Here is a 17,262-nt window from a genome sequence, read left to right as displayed (position 1 = left end):
TGACCGGGTGGGCGGGCAGCGCGCGAGCCCGTGGAATGGGGGGATGACCGATCCGATCATCACCGCCAGCGGACTGTGGAAGACCTATCCTGCGGCGACCCGGGGAGAGGACCCCCTCACCGTGCTCCGCGATGTGTCCCTGGAGATCCGTCCGGGAGAGATGGTCGCCGTCGTCGGGCCGTCCGGTTCCGGCAAGTCGACGTTGCTGTACTGCCTTTCCGGGCTCGAACCGGCCGACCAGGGCGACGTGCATCTGGTGGGACGCCCGATCGCGGAGCTGGGCCGCGGCCGGCTCGCGGCTCTCCGCAGGAGCCACGTGGGGTTCGTCTTCCAGTCGTTCAATCTGATCCCGTCGCTCAGCGCCCGGGAGAACATCGCGCTTCCCGCTCGCCTGGCGCGTCGCCGGGTGTCCGGCACCGACATCGACCACGCTCTGGCCGAGGTGGGTCTCGCCGATCGGGGCAGGCATCGGCCAGGACAGCTCTCCGGCGGCCAGCAGCAGCGGGTAGCGGTCGGCCGCGTCCTCGCGATGCGACCAGACATCGTCTTCGCCGACGAGCCGACCGGTTCGCTCGACACCGCGACCGGCGCGGAGGTGCTGGGGCTCCTGCGCGCCGCCGCCGACCGCGGCCAGGCCGTCGTCGTGGTCACCCACGACCTCGAGGCGGCGTCTCGCGCCGACCGGGTGCTCGTGATGCGCGACGGAGCCATCCACTCCGTGCTGCACGGTCCCACCCCCAGCGACGTGCTCGCCGCGGTGACGCTGGCAGGAACCGCAGCATGATCGGACTGATCGTCGCCGAGATCGCGATGCGGGGCCGCGTCTGGGCCGGCTCATTCCTCGTCGCCTCGGCCGCGGGGTTCGTCGGCGGCATCACGGCGGGGCTCATCGAGACCGGCGTCCGGCACGGCGGCCGGATCTCCGATGCCCTCGAGAGCGCGAGTTCCGCGGTGATCGTGTTCACCGCGATCGCGGCACTCGTCGTCCTCAGCTCGATCGCAGACCTCACCGTCACCGTGCAGCGGCGGAGCTACGCCCTCTGGCAGCTGGTCGGCATCCGACCAGGACGCGTCACGGCGATCGTGCTCGCCCAGCTCGCCGTGGTCGCCGCTCTCGGCGGCCTCCTGGGGAGCCTGCTCGCCATCCCGGTGTTCTCGCCACTGTTCCGATGGACCTTCCGTGACTGGAGTGATCTGCACGGCATCGCCCTGCATCTGGGGCCAGCGAGCATCGCGACCGTGGTGGCGTGCGTCGCGACGGCGATGCTGCTCGGCGGGCTGCGGGCGGCCCGGAGCGCGGGTCGGACGCGCCCGATCGAAGCGCTGCGCGACCCGGCGCCGAGAGCAACCGGCATCGGATGGGGACGTGCCGCAGCCGTCCTCATCGCACTCGCCGTCACGATCTCCGTCGCCGCTGCGCTGGACGGCAATGCGTCCATCTCTGCGTTCGCCGGCCCGGCCATGCTGCTGATCCCCCTGATCGCCGCGGTGCTCGCCGCCGCCGGGCCGCTGATCTATCCCCTCGTCCTGCGTGCGTGGACGGCACTCGTGCCCCGGCGAGCCGCGGCGACCTGGTTCCTGGCCCGGCACTCGGCGGCCTACCGGCTGGGGCGCTCGACGGCGGCGATCGGACCTCTGATGGTCGCGATCGCGATCGCCGCCGGGCTCTACACGACGGGTGCCACGCTCGCGGCGGCCACAGCCATGCGCACAGGAAGCAGCGACACCTTCGCGATCGCCCCCGAGGGCGTTGTGATCCTGCTCGGCGGTCCGCTGCTCGTCTCCGGCGTCGCCGCAGCAGCGACCGTGTACATGTCCAGCCAGGAACGCGAACGGGAGTTCGGGCTGCTCCGCGCCGCCGGCTCCACCCCGGGTGCCGTGGTGCTCCTGGCTGTGTGGGAGGCCGTCATCTACGCTCTCACCGCCACGATCCTCGGCGTCGCTGCCACCCTCATCGGGGGCGTGGTCATGGCCGCGAAGCTCGATCTGCCCGCACCGGTGATCGCGATGGACACGATCGGGCTCCTGGGCGCGGGCGGACTGGTGCTGCTCCTCGTCGCGACGGTGGTCCCGACGCTCGCTGCGCTTCGGCAGCCGGTCCCCCGCGCGCTGGCGGTCGAGTGAGGTCCGCCCCGCCACCGCGCGGTGACGGGATCAAGCCGGTGTTCGCGCCGGGCGGCTCAGCGAGCGCGCCGAACACGGGTGAGCCGACCGTGAGCGTGTCCACCATGACCGCACCCCCGCCGGGTCGCTCACGAAAGACGTGCTCATGTCGGAAGACCCGGAACGGCCCGCGCACCTGTTCGTCGACGAACCGTCTCGGCCGCTCCAGCGCGCTGATCGTGGAGGTCATGGTGAACATGATTCCGAAGTGACGCGCGCGCCAGGTGACGTTCTCGCCGAGTCCGATGCGGCCGCGCGTGACACCAGCGATCGCCTGCTCGCGCGACGACGACATCGATGCCACGTGGAGGTCGATATCGAGGGAGGCGTCACAGAGCTCCGCGATGGAGGCATCAGACTCCGTCACCAGAGAGAACGTTGTCGGCATAGGAACATCCTCCCCCGCACCTCGTCGGTCGCCGTCACCCGACAATGCCGCCCGCACGTCGGGGTGGCAGAGGAGATCATCTCGCGAGGCGACGCCGGACCGCCCCGAAACCCTCCCCCTGCGTGCAGCCGTCTGGCAGGGTAGAGAGAAACCAACAGGAAGGTTCCCCTTATGGAGCTCGCTGGACTCGCCGGCATCCTGGTCCTCGTCGGCATCGCCGTCGTCGCCGTCATCGTCATCGTCCTCGTCGGACTGCTGCTCGCCCGGAGCTGGGTCAAGGTCGCCCGCGCCGACGAGGCGCTCGTCATCTCCGGCCGCAAACAGAAGGTGCAACGCTCGGTCGCTGCAGCGGACGGCTCCATCAGCCCGCGGGTGGAGGAGTCTCCGGTGACGGTGATCGTCAACGGCAAGGCTCTCGTCAATCCGATCACCCAGCGGCACGAGATCATCTCGCTGCGTTCTCGTCAGGTCTCGCTCAACGCCGAGGCCCAGTCGCTGGACAACGTCACGCTGAACGTCGACGGCGTCGCGATCGTGAAGATCGGCTCCGATCCGCTGTACGTTCGTCGCGCCGCGGAGCGTTTCGCGTCACAGGACAAGGCGATCGAGCAGTTCACGACCGAACAGCTGGAGGGCGCGCTGCGCGGCATCGTGGCGACCCTGTCGGTTGTCGAGCTCATGCGGGAGCGCAAGAAGTTCTCCGACCAGATCGCCGCGGAGGTCTCCCAGGAGCTGGCCGAGCAGGGCCTCATCCTCGACTCCTTCCAGATCAAGGGCATCACCGACCGCGTCGGATACATCCAGTCGCTCGGCGCACCGGAGATCCAGGCGAAGCGCCAGGCGGCGGAGATCTCGGAGACCAACGCCGACCGCGCGATCAACCAGCGCATGATCGCCAACAACGAGGCCAACCTCGTCGAGCAGACCGCTCTGGACACCAACACGGCCAACGCCGCGGCCGGAGTCGGCCGGGCACGCGCGGAAGCGGAGCAGGCGGAGCAGCTCGCCCGTGCGCAGGCCGAGCAGGCCGTGCTCCAGCAGCAGGCGGAGAACAAGCAGGCTCAGCTCGATGCAGACGTCAAGCGCGTGGCGGACGCCCAGCGGTATGAGGCGGAGACCCGCGCTCAGGCCGATCTGTACACACGCGAACGCGCTGCGGAGGCCGCGGCCATCGAGCAGGTCAAGCAGGCCGAGGCGCGCACCCGGATCGCGGAGCAGCAGGCGCAGGCCGACCGCGCCCGCGCTGCCGGTGAGGCGGCGGCAGCGGAGTCGAAGGCCGCCGGTGAGGCCAACGCTCTCCGTGCGCTCGCCGACGCGGAGTCCGACGCGCGCCGGCTGCGGGCCAGCGCGGAGGCCGAGGCGATCCAGGCCGAGGGCGAGGCACGCGCTGCGGCCGTCGAGGCAGAGGCCAAGGCCATCGCCTCGAACCAGGAGGCATTCCTGTCGCAACGCGTCCTCGAAGTGCTCCCCTCGATCATGGGCGAGTTCGCCAAGGGCTATGCCGCGATCGGCAACGTCTCGATCATCGGCGGCTCCGGCGAGGACGGTGCTTCCAGCGTCGTCGGCGGCGACAACGCCAAGGCGATGCGCTCGGTGTTCGACAGCGTCAGCGCAGCGACCGGTCTCGATATCGCTGCGATCATCCAGGGCCAGGCCATCGGACGGGGGTTCGGTGCCGGCGTCGCCGATGGTGCCGCCGTGCCCGCGGCTCCAACGCCCACCGCATCCGGCCGTTCCGAAGCCGGCGTGACCGCTGCGGACGGCGACGACAGCTGATGCGACGCCACGGCGTGCGGGGGCGACGATGAACACGTCGTTCGCCCCCGGCGACGCGTGGCGCGGCCGCATCGTCGCGGCGCCCATGGCCGGTGGCCCCACCACGCGCGCGCTCGCGGCCGCGGTGGGGCGGGCCGGGGGCTTCGCCTTTCTCCCGGGCGGCTATCTCGATGCCGCCGCCCTCGCCGCCGACGTCCAGGACCTCCGGGCGGCCGGCCTGCCCTTCGGCGTCAACCTCTTCGTCCCGTCGTCTGCGCCCGTCGACCCGGACGCATTCCGTGCCTACGCGGAGGAGCTGCGAGCCGACGCCGACGTTCACGGTGTCGTCCTCGATCCTGTGCCGGTGTCCGATGACGATGCCTGGAACGAGAAGATCCGGATGCTGGCCGCCGATCCCGTACCGGTCGTCTCCCTCACCTTCGGCCTGCCGTCGCACGCCGATATCGCCCTCCTGCAGGACAGCGGAACCCGGGTGCTGGCGACGGTCACCTCCGTCGACGAAGCACGACGCGCCGAGGCACTCGGCGTCGACGGCCTGGTGGTTCAGGGGGCCGCGGCCGGCGGACACAGCGCGGTTCACGACCCTGCTGCACTCCCCACGGCCCGCTCGACCCCCGACCTCGTCCGGGGCATCCGAACGCTCACCTCGCACCCCGTCCTCGCTGCGGGCGGTGTGGACGGCCCCGCCGCGGTTCGAACGCTGATGGCAGCCGGCGCCGATGCTGTCGCCGTCGGCACCCTCCTGCTGCGCACAGACGAGGCCGGCACCTCGCCCGTGCACCGTGCGGCGCTGGCCGACCCGGCGCGCACCGAAACGGTCATCACACGGGCATTCACCGGGAGGCCGGCGCGGGCGTTGCGCACCGGCTTCACCGACCGGCATGCCGAGGCACCCGCCGGCTATCCGGAGCTGCACCACCTCACGCGGCCGCTCCGGCGGGCCGCCGCAGCCGCAGGCGATGCGGAGCGTGTGCACCTCTGGGCGGGCGCGGGGTGGCGGAACGCGCCGACGGGCCCGGTCGCCGAGGCCATCCGATGGCTGTCCGCCGGCCTCGACCCGGAACCCTAGCCGACGGACACGCCGAACAGGAGCCCGAGCGCATAGGTGATGGCCGCGGCGCCGAAGCCGATGCCCAGCTGTCGCAGCCCCCGCCGCACCGCCGGGGCCCCGGACAGCACGCCGACGGTCGCGCCGGTACCGAACAGCGCGACGCCGACGAGCACCAGGGCCACGACGACGGCCGCGGTACCCGACATCCCGAAGATCCAGGGCAGCACCGGGATGATCGCACCGGATGCGAAGAGGAAGAAGCTCGAGATCGCGGCGGGCCAGGCGTTGCCGACCACCTCGTGCTCGTCGCCCTCCAGCACGGGACGGTGCTCGGCACGGAAGCCCGCCTTTGCGGCGGTGACCACCCGTCTGGCCTTCGCGAGCGACGCATCCTCGCCCTCGCCGCGGGAACGGTAGATCAGGGCCAGCTCGTTCTCGTCGATGTCGAGATCGCCTGCGGCATCCGGAGCCTCGTCCAGCTGCGTGGCCTCGAGGAGCTCGCGCTGCGAACGCACGGAAACATACTCGCCCGCGCCCATCGACAGCGCTCCGGCGAGGAGACCGGCGATGCCGCTGAACAGCACGAAACCGCCGCTGACACCGGTCGCCCCGATACCCATGACCAGGGCCAGGTTGCTCACGAGCCCGTCGTTGGCACCGAAAACCGCTGCCCGGAAGGAGCCGGCGAGCTGCCGGCGCCCCTGCGCGGCCAGACCGCGCACGACCTCGTGGTGCACCTTCTCGTCGGCGCGCATCGCCGGTGTCGCGAAGACCTCGTCGTCGTACGGCGAGCGTGCCTCGGCGTTCTGGGCGAGGACGAGGACGAAGACGAAACCGAACCGGCTCGCCATCCAGCCCAGCATCCGGGTGCGCAGGCCCGGCCGGGGCAGCCGGTCCGGCTCGCCACCGAGCAGACCGAGCCAGTGGGCCTCATGGCGACCCTCGGCCGCCGCGAGTTCGAGGAGGATCGCCTGTTCCTGACCGGTGCGTCGCGCGGCCAGACGACGGTAGACATCGGCCTCGGCGCGCTCCTCGACGAGGTAGCGCGCCCAGCGCCGACGGTCGGCGGCGGTCGGTGCGGCGGTGGGCTCGACGGGCATGGTCATAAGGGCCTCCTCGGGAACGCGTCAACGCTAGCGCCGCGGCTGATCGCACCCCTGCCAGGGTTTCGGCGCTCCGAAGCACCCCGGCCCTCAGGACCGCATGCGCCGCCGGAGCAGATCGATCCGGGACTGCAGCTGAGCGACCGTCGCCTGCGCCACGGCCGGTCCCCCGCACACCCGCCGCAGCTCCGCGTGCACGGCGCCATGCGGATCCCCGGTGCGGCGGGCGTACAACCCCACCAGGCTGTTGAGCAGCTGACGCTGCTCACGCAGTGTGCGATGCAGCGGTTCCGGCAGCGTCACGGTCGCGGTCGCGGGGTTCTGCGCCTCCTGCGCCTCGCGGTCCTTGCGATGCTTGGTCTGCCGTGCCTGGCGCTGCATGAGCAGCTCGTGCACGTGCTCCGGCTCAAGCAGGCCCGGGAGACCGATGAACTCCTCCTCCTCGAGCGTGCCAGGCGCAGCGAGCTCGCCGAACTCCTTGCCCTCGAAGACGACCTTGTCGAAGTGCGCCAAGGACGAGATCGCCTGATAGCTGAACTCATCGGTGAGCGCGTCTGAGGCGTCCTCCTCCTTGTTGGCGCTCTCCAGAAGCCCGTCATCGAGCCCGTCGGACTCACGGTCTGGCCGATCCAGAACGTGGTCGCGCTGGCGCTCCATCTCGCTGGCCAGCCCGAGCAGGACCGGTACGTGCGGAAGGAAGACACTTGCCGCCTCCCCCCGACGGCGGGCACGCACGAATCGGCCGATCGCCTGCGCGAAGAACAACGGTGTCGACGACGAGGTGGCGTACACCCCCACCGCGAGCCGGGGCACGTCGACGCCCTCGGAGACCATCCGCACGGCGACCATCCACCGCTCGTCCGACGCGGAGAACCGGTCGATGCGCTCCGAGGCCTCCGACTCATCCGAGAGCACGAGCACCGGCCGTCGTCCTGTGATGCCGCGGAGCAGCTCAGCGTACGCCCGAGCGACGGTCTGGTCGGTGGCGATGACCAGGCCGCCCGCATCCGGCACATGGTGCCGGATCTCGCTCAGCCGGCGGTCTGCGGCCGACAGCACCGCCGGCATCCAGTCCCCGGCTGGGTCGAGCGCGGTGCGCCAGGCCTGCGATGTGACGTCGGCGGTGTTGTCCTGATCGAGCTGGGCCTCCATCTCGTCGCCCGCGCTCGTCCGCCACCGCATCTGGCCGGTGTAGACGTGGAAGAGCACCGGACGCACCACGCCGTCGGCGAGTGCCCGGTCATAGCCATAGCGGTAGTCGGTCTGGGAGACCCGCGATCCCTGCTGGTCGAGTCCGTACTCCACGAACGGGATGGGAGCAGTGTCGCTGCGAAACGGTGTTCCGGACAGCAGAAGCCTGCGATGCGCCGGCGTGTAGGCGTCCCGGATCGCGTCTCCCCAGCTGAGCGCGTCGCCGCCGTGGTGCACCTCATCGAGAATCACCAGGGTGCGCGCGGACGAGGTGAGCTCGCGATGCAGCCAGGGCTTCGCCGCCACCTGTGCATAGGTCACCACCACACCGTGGAACTGACGGGAGGGCGCCGTGTGGGAATTGCGGAAGCGCGGATCGAGGCGCACATGCACACGGGAGGCGGCGTCGGCCCACTGCGTCTTCAGGTGCTCGGTGGGAGCAACGACGACGATGCGGTTGATCTCCTGAGTGCGCAGCAGCTCGACCGCGAGTGTCAGAGCAAACGTGGTCTTGCCGGCACCGGGGGTCGCCGCGACGAGGAAATCGCGCTTGTTCGCGGAGAAGTACTCGTCGAGGGCCTCTCGCTGCCACGCGCGGAGCTTGTCAGCGGTGCCCCACGGGGCGCGCTGAGGATAGGACGGAGAGAGCATGGCTGTTCCACGATAGACGACCCCTCCGACGTGACTCCGAGATAGGCTCGACGGGTCGGTGCGCCAGCGGCGCGCCACTCGGGCTATTCCGACCTCGACGCGGAGGCCCGCACGGGAACAGGAGAAGAACGGCTGTGATGGACGACCACAGAGACTCCCGCCTGCCCGCCCCCGACAACGATGGCCCGCACCCCTGGCATCGTTTCGTCGCCCTGGGCGACTCGTTCACCGAGGGCATCGGAGACCCGGACCCTGGCGCACCGGGCGGACATCGGGGCTGGGCCGACCGTGTGGCCGAAGCGCTCGCCGCCCAGAGCGAAGACTTCGCCTATGCCAACCTGGCCGTGCGCGGAAAGCTCATCGGGCAGATCTGCGACGAGCAGATCGAGCCGGCCATCGCGCTCCGCCCTGACCTGATCTCGCTGTGCGCGGGCGGCAACGACGTCATCCGTCCCGGCACCGATCCCGATGCGATCGCCGAGGAGCTCGAGGACGCCGTGGTGCGGCTGTCGCGCACCGGCGCCGCGATCATCCTGTTCACCGGGATCGACACCGATTTCACGCCGGTGTTCCGCCCGTTCCGCGGGAAGGTCGCGATCTACAACGAGAATGTGCGCGGCATCGCGGATCGTCACGACTGCATCGTCGCGGATCAGTGGGCTCTGAAGACCGTGCAGGATCAGCGCTTCTTCGCTGATGACCGGCTCCACATGAACGCCCTCGGACACCATGAGGTCGCCCGGATGGTGTTGCGCGCGCTGAACGTACCGAACGACCTGCAGTCCTTCGAGCCGGACCCGGTGCCGGATCGCCCCTGGCGCGCCGCACGCGCGGACGACCTGGTCTGGGCGCGTGAGCATCTCGTGCCGTGGGTGCTGCGCCGTCTCCGTCATCAGTCCTCCGGCGACGGACTCGAGCCCAAGCGGCCCCAGCCGGGGCCCGTCCTCACGCCGTCCCCGTCGGAGGACAGCTGAGATGACACGCCTCTTCGTCGTCCGCCACGGCCAGACCGAGTGGAACAGACAGAGACGCATTCAGGGCATGACCGACGTTCCCCTCAACGAGACAGGACGTGCCGACGCGCTCCGCGCCGCGCACGAGCTGCGCGCGGAGGCCGGGAGCGTCGACCTCGTGGTGAGCAGCCCCCTGGTGCGCGCCGTCGAAACCGCGCAGATCATCGCTGCCCAGCTGAGCGTGCCGCACATCGAGCTCGCCGCCGACCTGCACGAGCGCAACTACGGCGAGGCGGAGGGAATGCTCGCCGCCGACTACACCGCCCGCTACGGCGGCTGGGCCGAGCCGGTGCCCGGCGGCGAGACGCTGGACGAAGTCAGGACCAGGGTGGTCGCGGCCATCGACACGGTGACGCGCCGCGCGCGGACCCTGACAGCGCCGCGCATGCCCTCGGTGGTCGTCGTCGCCCACGGCGGCGTGATCCATGCGCTGATGGTGCACAGCTCGGGGGGCGCACTCCCCCGGCCCGGGCGCCTGCTGCCCAACGGATCGGTGCATCGCTTCGTCGCGGAACGCGACTGCCTGCTGCTGCTCGAGGACGACGCGCTCAACGAGGTCTGAGCCCGGGCGGATAATGGAAGCCATGACCACGGCTCCCGCACCGACCTGGCGGATCTGGACGATCTGGGTTGTCGGCGTCGCCGCGTACGTCTACTCGGTGACCAACCGCACATCGCTCTCCGCCGTCGGCGTGGACGCCGCGCATCTCTTCCATGCTGACGCGTCGACGCTGTCGCTGTTCGCCGTGCTGCAGCTGACGATGTACGCCGGGATGCAGATCCCCGCGGGTATCCTCCTCGACCGTCACGGTGCCCGCCCTGTCATGACGGTCGGCATGATCCTCATCGGCGTCGGCCAGCTGATGATGGCGTTCGCGCCCAACGTCGGGGTCGCCATCGTGGCACGGATGATCCTCGGCACGGGCGACGCTGCCATCTTCCCCGGTGTGATCCGGGTGGTGTCGACGTGGTTCCCCGCCCAACGGGTCCCGCTGATGATCCAGCTCACCGGTCTGGTGGGACAGGGCGGCCAGCTGCTCGCCCTGATGCCGATGGCCGCGATCCTGCACGCCACCAGCTGGACGGTGCTTTTCGGCGGGATGGCCTCGCTGTGCCTGCTGTTCGCGATCCTGATCTTCGCGGTGATCCGCAACCACCCGCCCCAGGTCGCGGCCGATGTCTCCGTGGACACCGACACCGGCGCGATCCGCGTCGTGCGATCGTCGGCCGACCTGCGGATGTCCTTGCACGAGGCCTGGTCCCACCCGGGAACACGGCTCGGATTCTGGTCCCACTTCACCACCCCTTTCGCCGGGACCGCCTTCATCATGCTCTGGGGCATGCCCTTCCTGACCGCCGGCGAGGGGCTCTCGCCCGCCTCGGCATCGCTCATCACGACGGTCTACATCCTGTTCGGCATCGCGGCGGGGCCGGTGGTCGGCGCCCTGTCGAGCAGGCATCCGACTCGGCGGTCCCACCTGCTGGTGCTGCCCTCCATCGCCTTCCAGATGATCGCCTGGCTCATCGTGATCGCCTGGCCCGGTCCCGCACCGATCGCCGTGCTCGTGCTGCTGGCAGCGGCGATGGGCACGGGCGGTCCCGCGTCGATGATCGCGTTCGACCACGCGCGCACCTTCAACCCGGAGCATCGGCTGAGCACCGCCACCGGAATCGTCAACGCCGGCGGGTTCGTGGCGAGCCTCATCGCCATCTTCCTCATCGGCCTCGCGCTGGACCTGCAGGGCGCGGGGGCTGCGAGCACCTACACCCTTGACGCGTTCCGGCTCGCGTTCCTCGTCCTGGTGCCTCTCTGGCTCGTCGGCAGCTTCTTCATCGTCCGGGAGCGTCGCCTCACCCGCCGCTCGATGGGATTGGATTGAGGGCGATGATGGACGACCTCGACCCCACCGACCTCGCCCTCGTCGAGCTGCTCTCCGCCGATCCGCGGGCGACCGTCGTCGCACTCGCCACTCGGCTGCGGCTTTCTCGCAACACCGTCCAGGCACGGCTCGTCCGGCTGGAACGGCGCGGCGTGTTCGGCTCCTATGAGCGCACCGTCTCCCCCGCGGCGCTCGGATTCCCGCTGCAGGCCCTCGTCAGCATCGCCATCCGGCAGTCCGAGCTGTCGACCGTGCTCGCGGGGATGGCTCAGGTGCCGGAGATCGTGCAGGTCGACAGGATGGGCGGACGCGTCGACCTGATCGCACGCGTGGCGTGCCGCGACGCTCGCCACCTGTTCGACACCGAGGCGAAGATCCTGGCGATCGACGGGGTGGAGCGCACGGAGACCGCCCTGATCGCGCGGGAGGCGATCCCCTACCGCGTCTCCGGGCTCATCGACCTCGCTCGCCGGGAGAGGCGGATGCCGGACCCCCGATGAAGCCCCGGATGGCGGCTGCCGCCTCCGCCGGAGCCTCGTAGTGGATCAGATGCCCCACTCCGGCGATCTCGACCAGCCGGGCATCGGGGAACAGGCCGCAGAGAGCACGTTCCGCGGCGATCGGGGTGATGTCATCGAGCTGGGCGGCAACCAGAAGGGTCGGTGCGGCGATGCGGGGTGCGAACTCCCGCACATCGTGTGACACGCTCGCGACGAATGCGTCGTGCAGCATCCGCCGGTCGGCGAAGGAGGAGAAGTAGGCATCGTGCTGGGCGTGCACGAAGCGTCGAACATCTGGATCACGCGTCTTGCACATGGTGACGCTCATGACGCGCACGATCACCCGACTGCGCAGCAGCGCTGTCCCCAGCCGCTCTGGCAGGCGTGCGCCGAGGGCGTAGTAGAGCACGGCCAGTCGCGTCATCACGCCCTTGGGGCCCGCCAGAGCGGGGGCGCCGATCGGGTTCACCAGGATCATCCGGGGCGCTGTGAGGCCGGCGGCGACGGCAGCGGACACCACGATCGACCCGAAGGAGTGCCCGAGGATCGCGGCACCGGGCGCGACGGCTGCGGTGAACTCCGTCAGCCAGTCCGCGTAGTCGCGAAGCGTGTGCGTTCCCCCGGGCAGGGGCGGGGTCTCGCCGAAGCCCGGGAGATCCGGCATGATCACCCGCACGCCGGGCAAGAACGCCACGACCGGCTCGAGGCCGTGATGGTCGCCCCGGAATCCGTGCACGGCCAGGATGGTCTGCGCGGCGTCATCCGGCCCGTACACCCAGTAGGCGGTGTCCACACCCCCGACCTGGGCCTCCTGACGTCGCACCGGGATCGTGGCAAGACGGGCGGCATAGGGGGACGGCATCTTTCGAGTCTAGGTCGAGGGCGGGCGGTACGCGCCCAGCTGGTGTCCGGCGCGATCGGTAGGCTGACCGTATGATCCCCGATGACGAACGGACGCTTGCGGCGGCCCTCCCCCTCTGGGCGGAGCACATCGCGGTCTTCGACCTCGAGACGACCGGTGTCGACATCGAGAACGACCGCATCGTCACCGCCTACGTCGGCATGATCGGCGCAGACGGCGGCGTCTTCCGCGAACGCTCCTGGCTCGCCGATCCCGGTGTGCCGATCCCCGAAGCCGCCGCTGCCGTGCACGGCATCACGACAGCCCACGCCAGGGCCAACGGGCGAGCGGCGCGGGACGTCGTCGAAGAGATCCTCGACGCTCTCCGTCAGGTCCTCGCCGAGAATATTCCGCTCGTGGCATATAACGCGGCGTACGACCTCTCGCTCCTGCGCCACGAGGCGCGCAGACACGGCTTCACGCCCCTCGAACAGCCGTCCCCGGTGATCGATCCGCTCGTGATCGACAAGGCCTGCGATCGTTACCGGTCCGGCAAGAGAACCCTGGCATCCGTCGCGGCGCACTACGACGTCCCGCTGGACGGCGCGCATGAAGCCCGCGCAGACGCCGTGGCCGCCGGGCGCGTGGCACAGGCGGTCATTCGCCGCTTCTGCGCCGACCTGCCCTCCTCTGCCGAGGAGCTGCACACCCGTCAGGTCGGATGGGCGCGGGAACAGGCGGAGAGCCTCAGCGACTACTTCATCAGCATCGGCCGCATCGAACCGCACGACCGCATCGACGGTCGCTGGCCGCAGCGCTGAGACCGATGAACGAGATCGTCGGCTGGGTGGTCATCATCCTTCTGGTGATCGCAGGACCCACCATGATCGTGACCGGCCTGGCGTGGACCCTCTCACGCCGCCCGCTGCACGAAAAGTACCGCGGTTCTGGCGGTGGGCTCGGCGGCGCGTTGGACGCGGTCTGGTCGCCGTCCGCCCACGAGGCAGGTATCGAGCGAGACCGGCAACAGCGTCAGTCCGCCCCGGCTCCCGCTCCCGGCGACGGACCGGCCGGGATCACGGACGGCCGGATCACCCTCGTGGTACCGACCGCACCGCCCGGCGGCGAGCAGCAGGACGCCGCGTCCTCCCCGAGCTGAGCGGTGCTCCGGCATCGAGCCGCACCAGCACGACGCCCACCAGGATCAGCGCGCCGCCCGGGAACTGCACGCCCGCCGGCGACTCCCCGAGCAGCAGCCAGGAGAATCCCAGGGCGAACAGCACCTCGCTGAGCCCGATGAAGGAGGCCAGTCGTGAGCCGATTCCCGGAACGGCCATGACCCCGAAGGCATAGCCGATGCTCGTCGAGAGGAGACCGACCACGAGGATCACGACGGATGAGGGGACAGCGAGGCCGCCGTAGGAGACGACCAAGTCGGGGGCGGCGAACGGGATCAGGCCGGTCAGGCCGATGAGCGCCATCGCGATCGCTCCGATCATGAGCCCGCCACCGGCCAGAGCGAGCGGCGGCAGATCGTCGCCGGTGCGCTCAGCGACCACGAAGTAGACGCACACGCAGACCGCGGCGCCCAGGGCGAGGAGCGCGCCCAGCGGGTCGAACCGTGCGCCGGCGACGTCGACGACCAGAACGAGACCGCAGATCGCGACCAGGGATCCGGCGATCACCAGGCGCGCGGGCGTCCGTCTGGTGCGCAACCACACCCAGCCCACCAGGAGCACCGGGGCCAGGTACTGGATGAGAAGGGCCACCGCGACCGGCATGCGCTGCATCGCGCTGAAGAACAGCGGCTGGCAGCCGAGGACCGGGATCAGCCCGAACGCCAGCAGGGACGGCGCGTGCCGGCGCAGGAACGACCGCTCGGCCGCGACGGCTCGGACGAGCAGCGGCGCGAGGACGAGGCCGGCCAGCCCCATCCGCAGCACGAGAGCGGACGACAGCGACCAGCCGCCCTCCAGCAGCGGCTTGACGAGCGGTCCGCTCGTCGCGAAGGCGAGCGCTGAGATCACCGCGAGCGCAACGCTCGTCGGCCGGGGAGTTCGCGGTGCCGGGGCAGCGAGGTCAGCGGCCAGGGCAGGCACCACGGGGATCGGGCCCGTCTGCGTCACGGGGCTTCCTTCAGAGATCTCAGAGGATGTCGAGCGCGGAGGGGCCTCCGCTTCCCGCGACTGTAGCGCGTGGCGTCCCGGTCAGGGAACACCCGCTTTCGCCCGCACGATCACAAGGCAGAACACGCCGATGGGCCCCGCCTCACGAGGAGGAGGGGCCCATCGGGCGACGAAGCGGTGCGGCTTACTTGGTGCCGAAGTTCTTGAAGCGCTGGTTGAACTTCTCGACACGGCCGGCCGAGTCCATGATGCGCTGCTTGCCGGTGTAGAACGGGTGCGAGGCCGAGGAGATCTCGACGTCGATCACCGGGTACTCCACGCCGTCGAGCTCGATCGTCTTGTCGCTCGAGACGGTCGAGCGGGTCAGGAACGTCTCGCCGGAGCCGAGGTCGCGGAAAACGACGGCCTGGTAGTCGGGGTGGATGTCAGTCTTCATGGGAATCCTTCAAACGGAAGTTCTGTGCGGTGTCCGCTGGCGCGGACGTTCGGAGAGAAGTCTCGTGGGCGCGGGAAGCACCAACAGACAACTTTATCAGACGACAGCCGCTTCGCGACTCACGACACCGCGCGCGCCGCGAAGCGGCCGCCCTCGGACGTGAGCTGGATCGGCATGCCGAAGGTCTCGCTGAGGGTTTCTGCCGTCAGCGCCTCGGCCAGAGGGCCGGCGCTGACGACGCGCCCCTGGCGGAGCAACAGGACGTGGGTGAACCCCACCGGGATCTCCTCGACGTGGTGGGTGACCATGACCATCGCCGGTGTCGACGGAGCCTGCGCGAACCCGGAGAGCAGCGCGAGGAGCTCCTCGCGCGCACCGAGGTCGAGGCTCGCCGTCGGCTCATCCAGGAGCAGCAGCTCCGGGTCTGTCATCACGGCCCGGGCGATCTGCACCCGCTTCTGCTCGCCGTCGGACAGCGTGCCGAAGACGCGATCGGTCAGGTGGGCCAGGCCCCACTGCTCGAGCACGCGGAGCGCGCGCCGCTCATCGATGGACTCGTACGTCTCGCGCCAGCGCCCGGTGACGGAGTAGGCCGCGGTGAGCACGGTGTTCAGCACCGTTTCCTCCGGCGGGATCCGGCGAGCCATCGCCGAGGATGCGAACCCGATGCGCGGACGGATCTCGAAGACATCCGTCCGGCCGAGACGCTCGCCCAGGATCTCCACGATGCCCGACGTGGGGTGCATGAGCGTGTCCGCCAGCTGCAGCAGCGTGGTCTTGCCTGCGCCGTTCGGCCCGAGCACCACCCATCGCTCATCCCCCTCCACGCTCCAGGTGACGTGATCGACGATATTACGACCGTCACGGCGCACGACGACATCGGTGAGCTGCAGGACCCCAGACATGCAGCCAGCCTAATCGGTCAGGGGGTCAGCTCCTCGTAGAGCGCGCGGGTCTGCTCGGCGATAGCGGCCCAGCTGAACTCCTCGGTGGCCCGCGCGCGGCCGGCGGCACCGTACGCGCGGGCCCGCTCCGGGTCTGCTGTCACCTCGGCGAGGGTCTCGGCGAGGTCGGCGACGTAGCGATCGGGATCGACTGGCGTTCCCGTGCCGTCCTGCACCTGCTCGATCGGCACCAGTCGTCCGGTCTCGCCGTCGACGACGACCTCGGGGATCCCGCCGGTCGCCGTGCCGACGACGGCCGCTCCGCACGCCATCGCCTCGAGGTTGACGATGCCCAGCGGCTCATAGACCGACGGACAGACGAACGTCGTCGCGGCGCTCAGAATCGCCGAGAGCTCGGCACGCGGCAGCATCTGCTCGATCCAGACGACGCCCGTGCGGGTGCGCGCCAGATCGGCGACACCCGCCTGGACCTCTGCCATGATCTCCGGCGTATCCGGCGCACCGGCGCACAGGATCAGCTGCACCTCCGGCGGCAGCGCGGCCGCCGCCCTGAGCAGATATGGCAGGCCCTTCTGGCGCGTGATGCGCCCGACGAAGACCACAGCGGGTCGGTCGGGATCGATCCCGACCGAGCGCAGGAAGTCGGGGTTCTGCACCGGCTGCCACTGGGCGACGTCGATGCCGTTGTGGATGACCCGCACCCGATCCGGGTCGACATCGGGGTAGCAGCGCAGGATGTCGTTGCGCATACCGGCACTCACCGCGATCACGGCGGCGGCGTTCTGATAGGCCAGCTTCTCGATGCCGCTGGAGACCGCATAGCCGCCGCCGAGCTGCTCGGCCTTCCACGGGCGCAGGGGCTCGAGGCTGTGGGCGGAGAGCACGTGCGGGATGCCGTGCAGCTGACCGGCGATGTGTCCGGCGAAGTTCGCATACCAGGTGTGGGAGTGCACCAGGTCCGCGCCGGCGACATCGGAGACCATCAGCAGATCCGTGCCGAGTGTCTGGATCGCCGCGTTCGCTTCGCGGAGCTCGGCGGGGGCGCGATACGAGGTCGTGCCGCTCTCGTCCCGATCCGCCCCGAACGCGCGCACCCGCACGTCGAGCGACGATCCGCGCAGGGCGCGGACGAGCTCCGCGACGTGCACTCCGGCGCCGCCGTAGATCTCCGGCGGATACTCCCTGCTGATCATGTCCACGCGCATGTTCTGAACGCTAGTACAGCGACGTGTTCGGCA

17 protein-coding genes are annotated in these 17,262 nt (G+C 70.2%); 10 read left to right on the top strand and 7 right to left on the bottom strand.

The genetic code is table 11. The annotated features are described in order from the left end of the window. Positions 1–43: 43 nt before the first annotated feature. From AC3RXY_RS05060 to AC3RXY_RS05045, 4 genes are all read left to right on the top strand, one after another. Positions 44–784, top strand: coding sequence for an ABC transporter ATP-binding protein (locus AC3RXY_RS05060; RefSeq protein ID WP_491509804.1), 741 nt, complete (start codon positions 44–46; stop codon positions 782–784). Then, on the top strand, positions 781–2,124 hold the full coding sequence (locus AC3RXY_RS05055; RefSeq protein ID WP_491509803.1) for an FtsX-like permease family protein: 1,344 nt from the start codon (positions 781–783) through the stop codon (positions 2,122–2,124). Before AC3RXY_RS05060 ends, AC3RXY_RS05055 begins: the two co-directional genes overlap by 4 nt. 598 nt (positions 2,125–2,722) lie before the next feature. Further along, positions 2,723–4,327, top strand: coding sequence for an SPFH domain-containing protein (locus tag AC3RXY_RS05050; RefSeq protein ID WP_491509802.1), 1,605 nt, complete (start codon positions 2,723–2,725; stop codon positions 4,325–4,327). Between the two features lie 28 nt (positions 4,328–4,355). Next, a complete protein-coding gene (locus AC3RXY_RS05045) occupies positions 4,356–5,396 on the top strand; it encodes an NAD(P)H-dependent flavin oxidoreductase (protein WP_491509801.1) in 1,041 nt (346 codons plus the stop codon). Here the strand turns inward: AC3RXY_RS05045 and AC3RXY_RS05040 are convergent. Together AC3RXY_RS05040 and AC3RXY_RS05035 are read right to left on the bottom strand one after the other, a co-directional pair. Continuing rightward, the gene (locus AC3RXY_RS05040) at positions 5,393–6,484 is read right to left on the bottom strand and encodes a VIT1/CCC1 transporter family protein (RefSeq protein ID WP_491509800.1); all 1,092 of its coding nucleotides are present in this window, start codon (positions 6,482–6,484) and stop codon (positions 5,393–5,395) included. The genes AC3RXY_RS05045 and AC3RXY_RS05040 overlap by 4 nt on opposite strands. An 87-nt stretch (positions 6,485–6,571) precedes the next feature. Further along, positions 6,572–8,323, bottom strand: a complete 1,752-nt coding sequence (locus tag AC3RXY_RS05035) for a DEAD/DEAH box helicase (protein WP_491509799.1) — start codon at positions 8,321–8,323, stop codon at positions 6,572–6,574. Positions 8,324–8,460: 137 nt separating this feature from the next. On the opposite strand from AC3RXY_RS05035, the gene AC3RXY_RS05030 reads away from it, so the two are divergent. Genes AC3RXY_RS05030 through AC3RXY_RS05015 form a run of 4 tightly spaced genes read left to right on the top strand, consistent with a single transcriptional unit; the run spans position 8,461 to position 11,716 of the window. Continuing rightward, on the top strand, positions 8,461–9,297 hold the full coding sequence (locus AC3RXY_RS05030; RefSeq protein WP_491509798.1) for an SGNH/GDSL hydrolase family protein: 837 nt from the start codon (positions 8,461–8,463) through the stop codon (positions 9,295–9,297). 1 nt (position 9,298) lies between these two features. Then, on the top strand, positions 9,299–9,898 hold the full coding sequence (locus AC3RXY_RS05025; protein ID WP_491509797.1) for a histidine phosphatase family protein: 600 nt from the start codon (positions 9,299–9,301) through the stop codon (positions 9,896–9,898). A gap of 13 nt (positions 9,899–9,911) precedes the next feature. Further along, positions 9,912–11,216, top strand: coding sequence for an MFS transporter (locus AC3RXY_RS05020; RefSeq protein WP_491509796.1), 1,305 nt, complete (start codon positions 9,912–9,914; stop codon positions 11,214–11,216). Positions 11,217–11,224: 8 nt separating this feature from the next. Then, entirely contained in the window at positions 11,225–11,716 is a 492-nt protein-coding gene (locus AC3RXY_RS05015) for an Lrp/AsnC family transcriptional regulator (protein WP_491509853.1), read from the top strand. Here AC3RXY_RS05015 and AC3RXY_RS05010 read toward each other — a convergent pair. Continuing rightward, positions 11,670–12,578, bottom strand: coding sequence for an alpha/beta fold hydrolase (locus AC3RXY_RS05010; RefSeq protein ID WP_491509795.1), 909 nt, complete (start codon positions 12,576–12,578; stop codon positions 11,670–11,672). The genes AC3RXY_RS05015 and AC3RXY_RS05010 overlap by 47 nt on opposite strands. Before the next feature lie 71 nt (positions 12,579–12,649). On the opposite strand from AC3RXY_RS05010, the gene AC3RXY_RS05005 reads away from it, so the two are divergent. Both AC3RXY_RS05005 and AC3RXY_RS05000 read left to right on the top strand, forming a co-directional pair. Continuing rightward, positions 12,650–13,378 carry a 3'-5' exonuclease gene (locus AC3RXY_RS05005; RefSeq protein WP_491509794.1) on the top strand — a complete coding sequence of 243 codons (729 nt, stop codon included), beginning with the start codon at positions 12,650–12,652 and terminating at the stop codon, positions 13,376–13,378. A 5-nt stretch (positions 13,379–13,383) separates the two neighbouring features. Next, positions 13,384–13,716, top strand: coding sequence for a hypothetical protein (locus tag AC3RXY_RS05000; RefSeq protein WP_491509793.1), 333 nt, complete (start codon positions 13,384–13,386; stop codon positions 13,714–13,716). On the opposite strand, the gene AC3RXY_RS04995 is transcribed toward AC3RXY_RS05000, so the two are convergent. The 4 genes from AC3RXY_RS04995 to glgA all read right to left on the bottom strand — a co-directional run bounded on the left by AC3RXY_RS04995 (position 13,649) and on the right by glgA (position 17,229). Continuing rightward, positions 13,649–14,683, bottom strand: a complete 1,035-nt coding sequence (locus AC3RXY_RS04995) for a DMT family transporter (RefSeq protein ID WP_491509792.1) — start codon at positions 14,681–14,683, stop codon at positions 13,649–13,651. The genes AC3RXY_RS05000 and AC3RXY_RS04995 overlap by 68 nt on opposite strands. 184 nt (positions 14,684–14,867) lie before the next feature. Further along, complete coding sequence (locus tag AC3RXY_RS04990) at positions 14,868–15,119, bottom strand: type B 50S ribosomal protein L31 (RefSeq protein ID WP_336397889.1); 252 nt, start codon at positions 15,117–15,119, stop codon at positions 14,868–14,870. Positions 15,120–15,238: 119 nt separating this feature from the next. Next, a complete protein-coding gene (locus tag AC3RXY_RS04985) occupies positions 15,239–16,024 on the bottom strand; it encodes an ABC transporter ATP-binding protein (RefSeq protein ID WP_491509791.1) in 786 nt (261 codons plus the stop codon). Positions 16,025–16,041: 17 nt separating this feature from the next. After that, complete coding sequence (gene glgA / locus AC3RXY_RS04980) at positions 16,042–17,229, bottom strand: glycogen synthase (RefSeq protein ID WP_491509790.1); 1,188 nt, start codon at positions 17,227–17,229, stop codon at positions 16,042–16,044. Between the last annotated feature and the right edge of the window lie 33 nt (positions 17,230–17,262).

This window comes from Microbacterium longlingense, from assembly GCF_058349825.2.
Note: the sequence above shows the minus strand (reverse complement) of the source record. Positions and strands in the feature narration are given on the sequence as shown.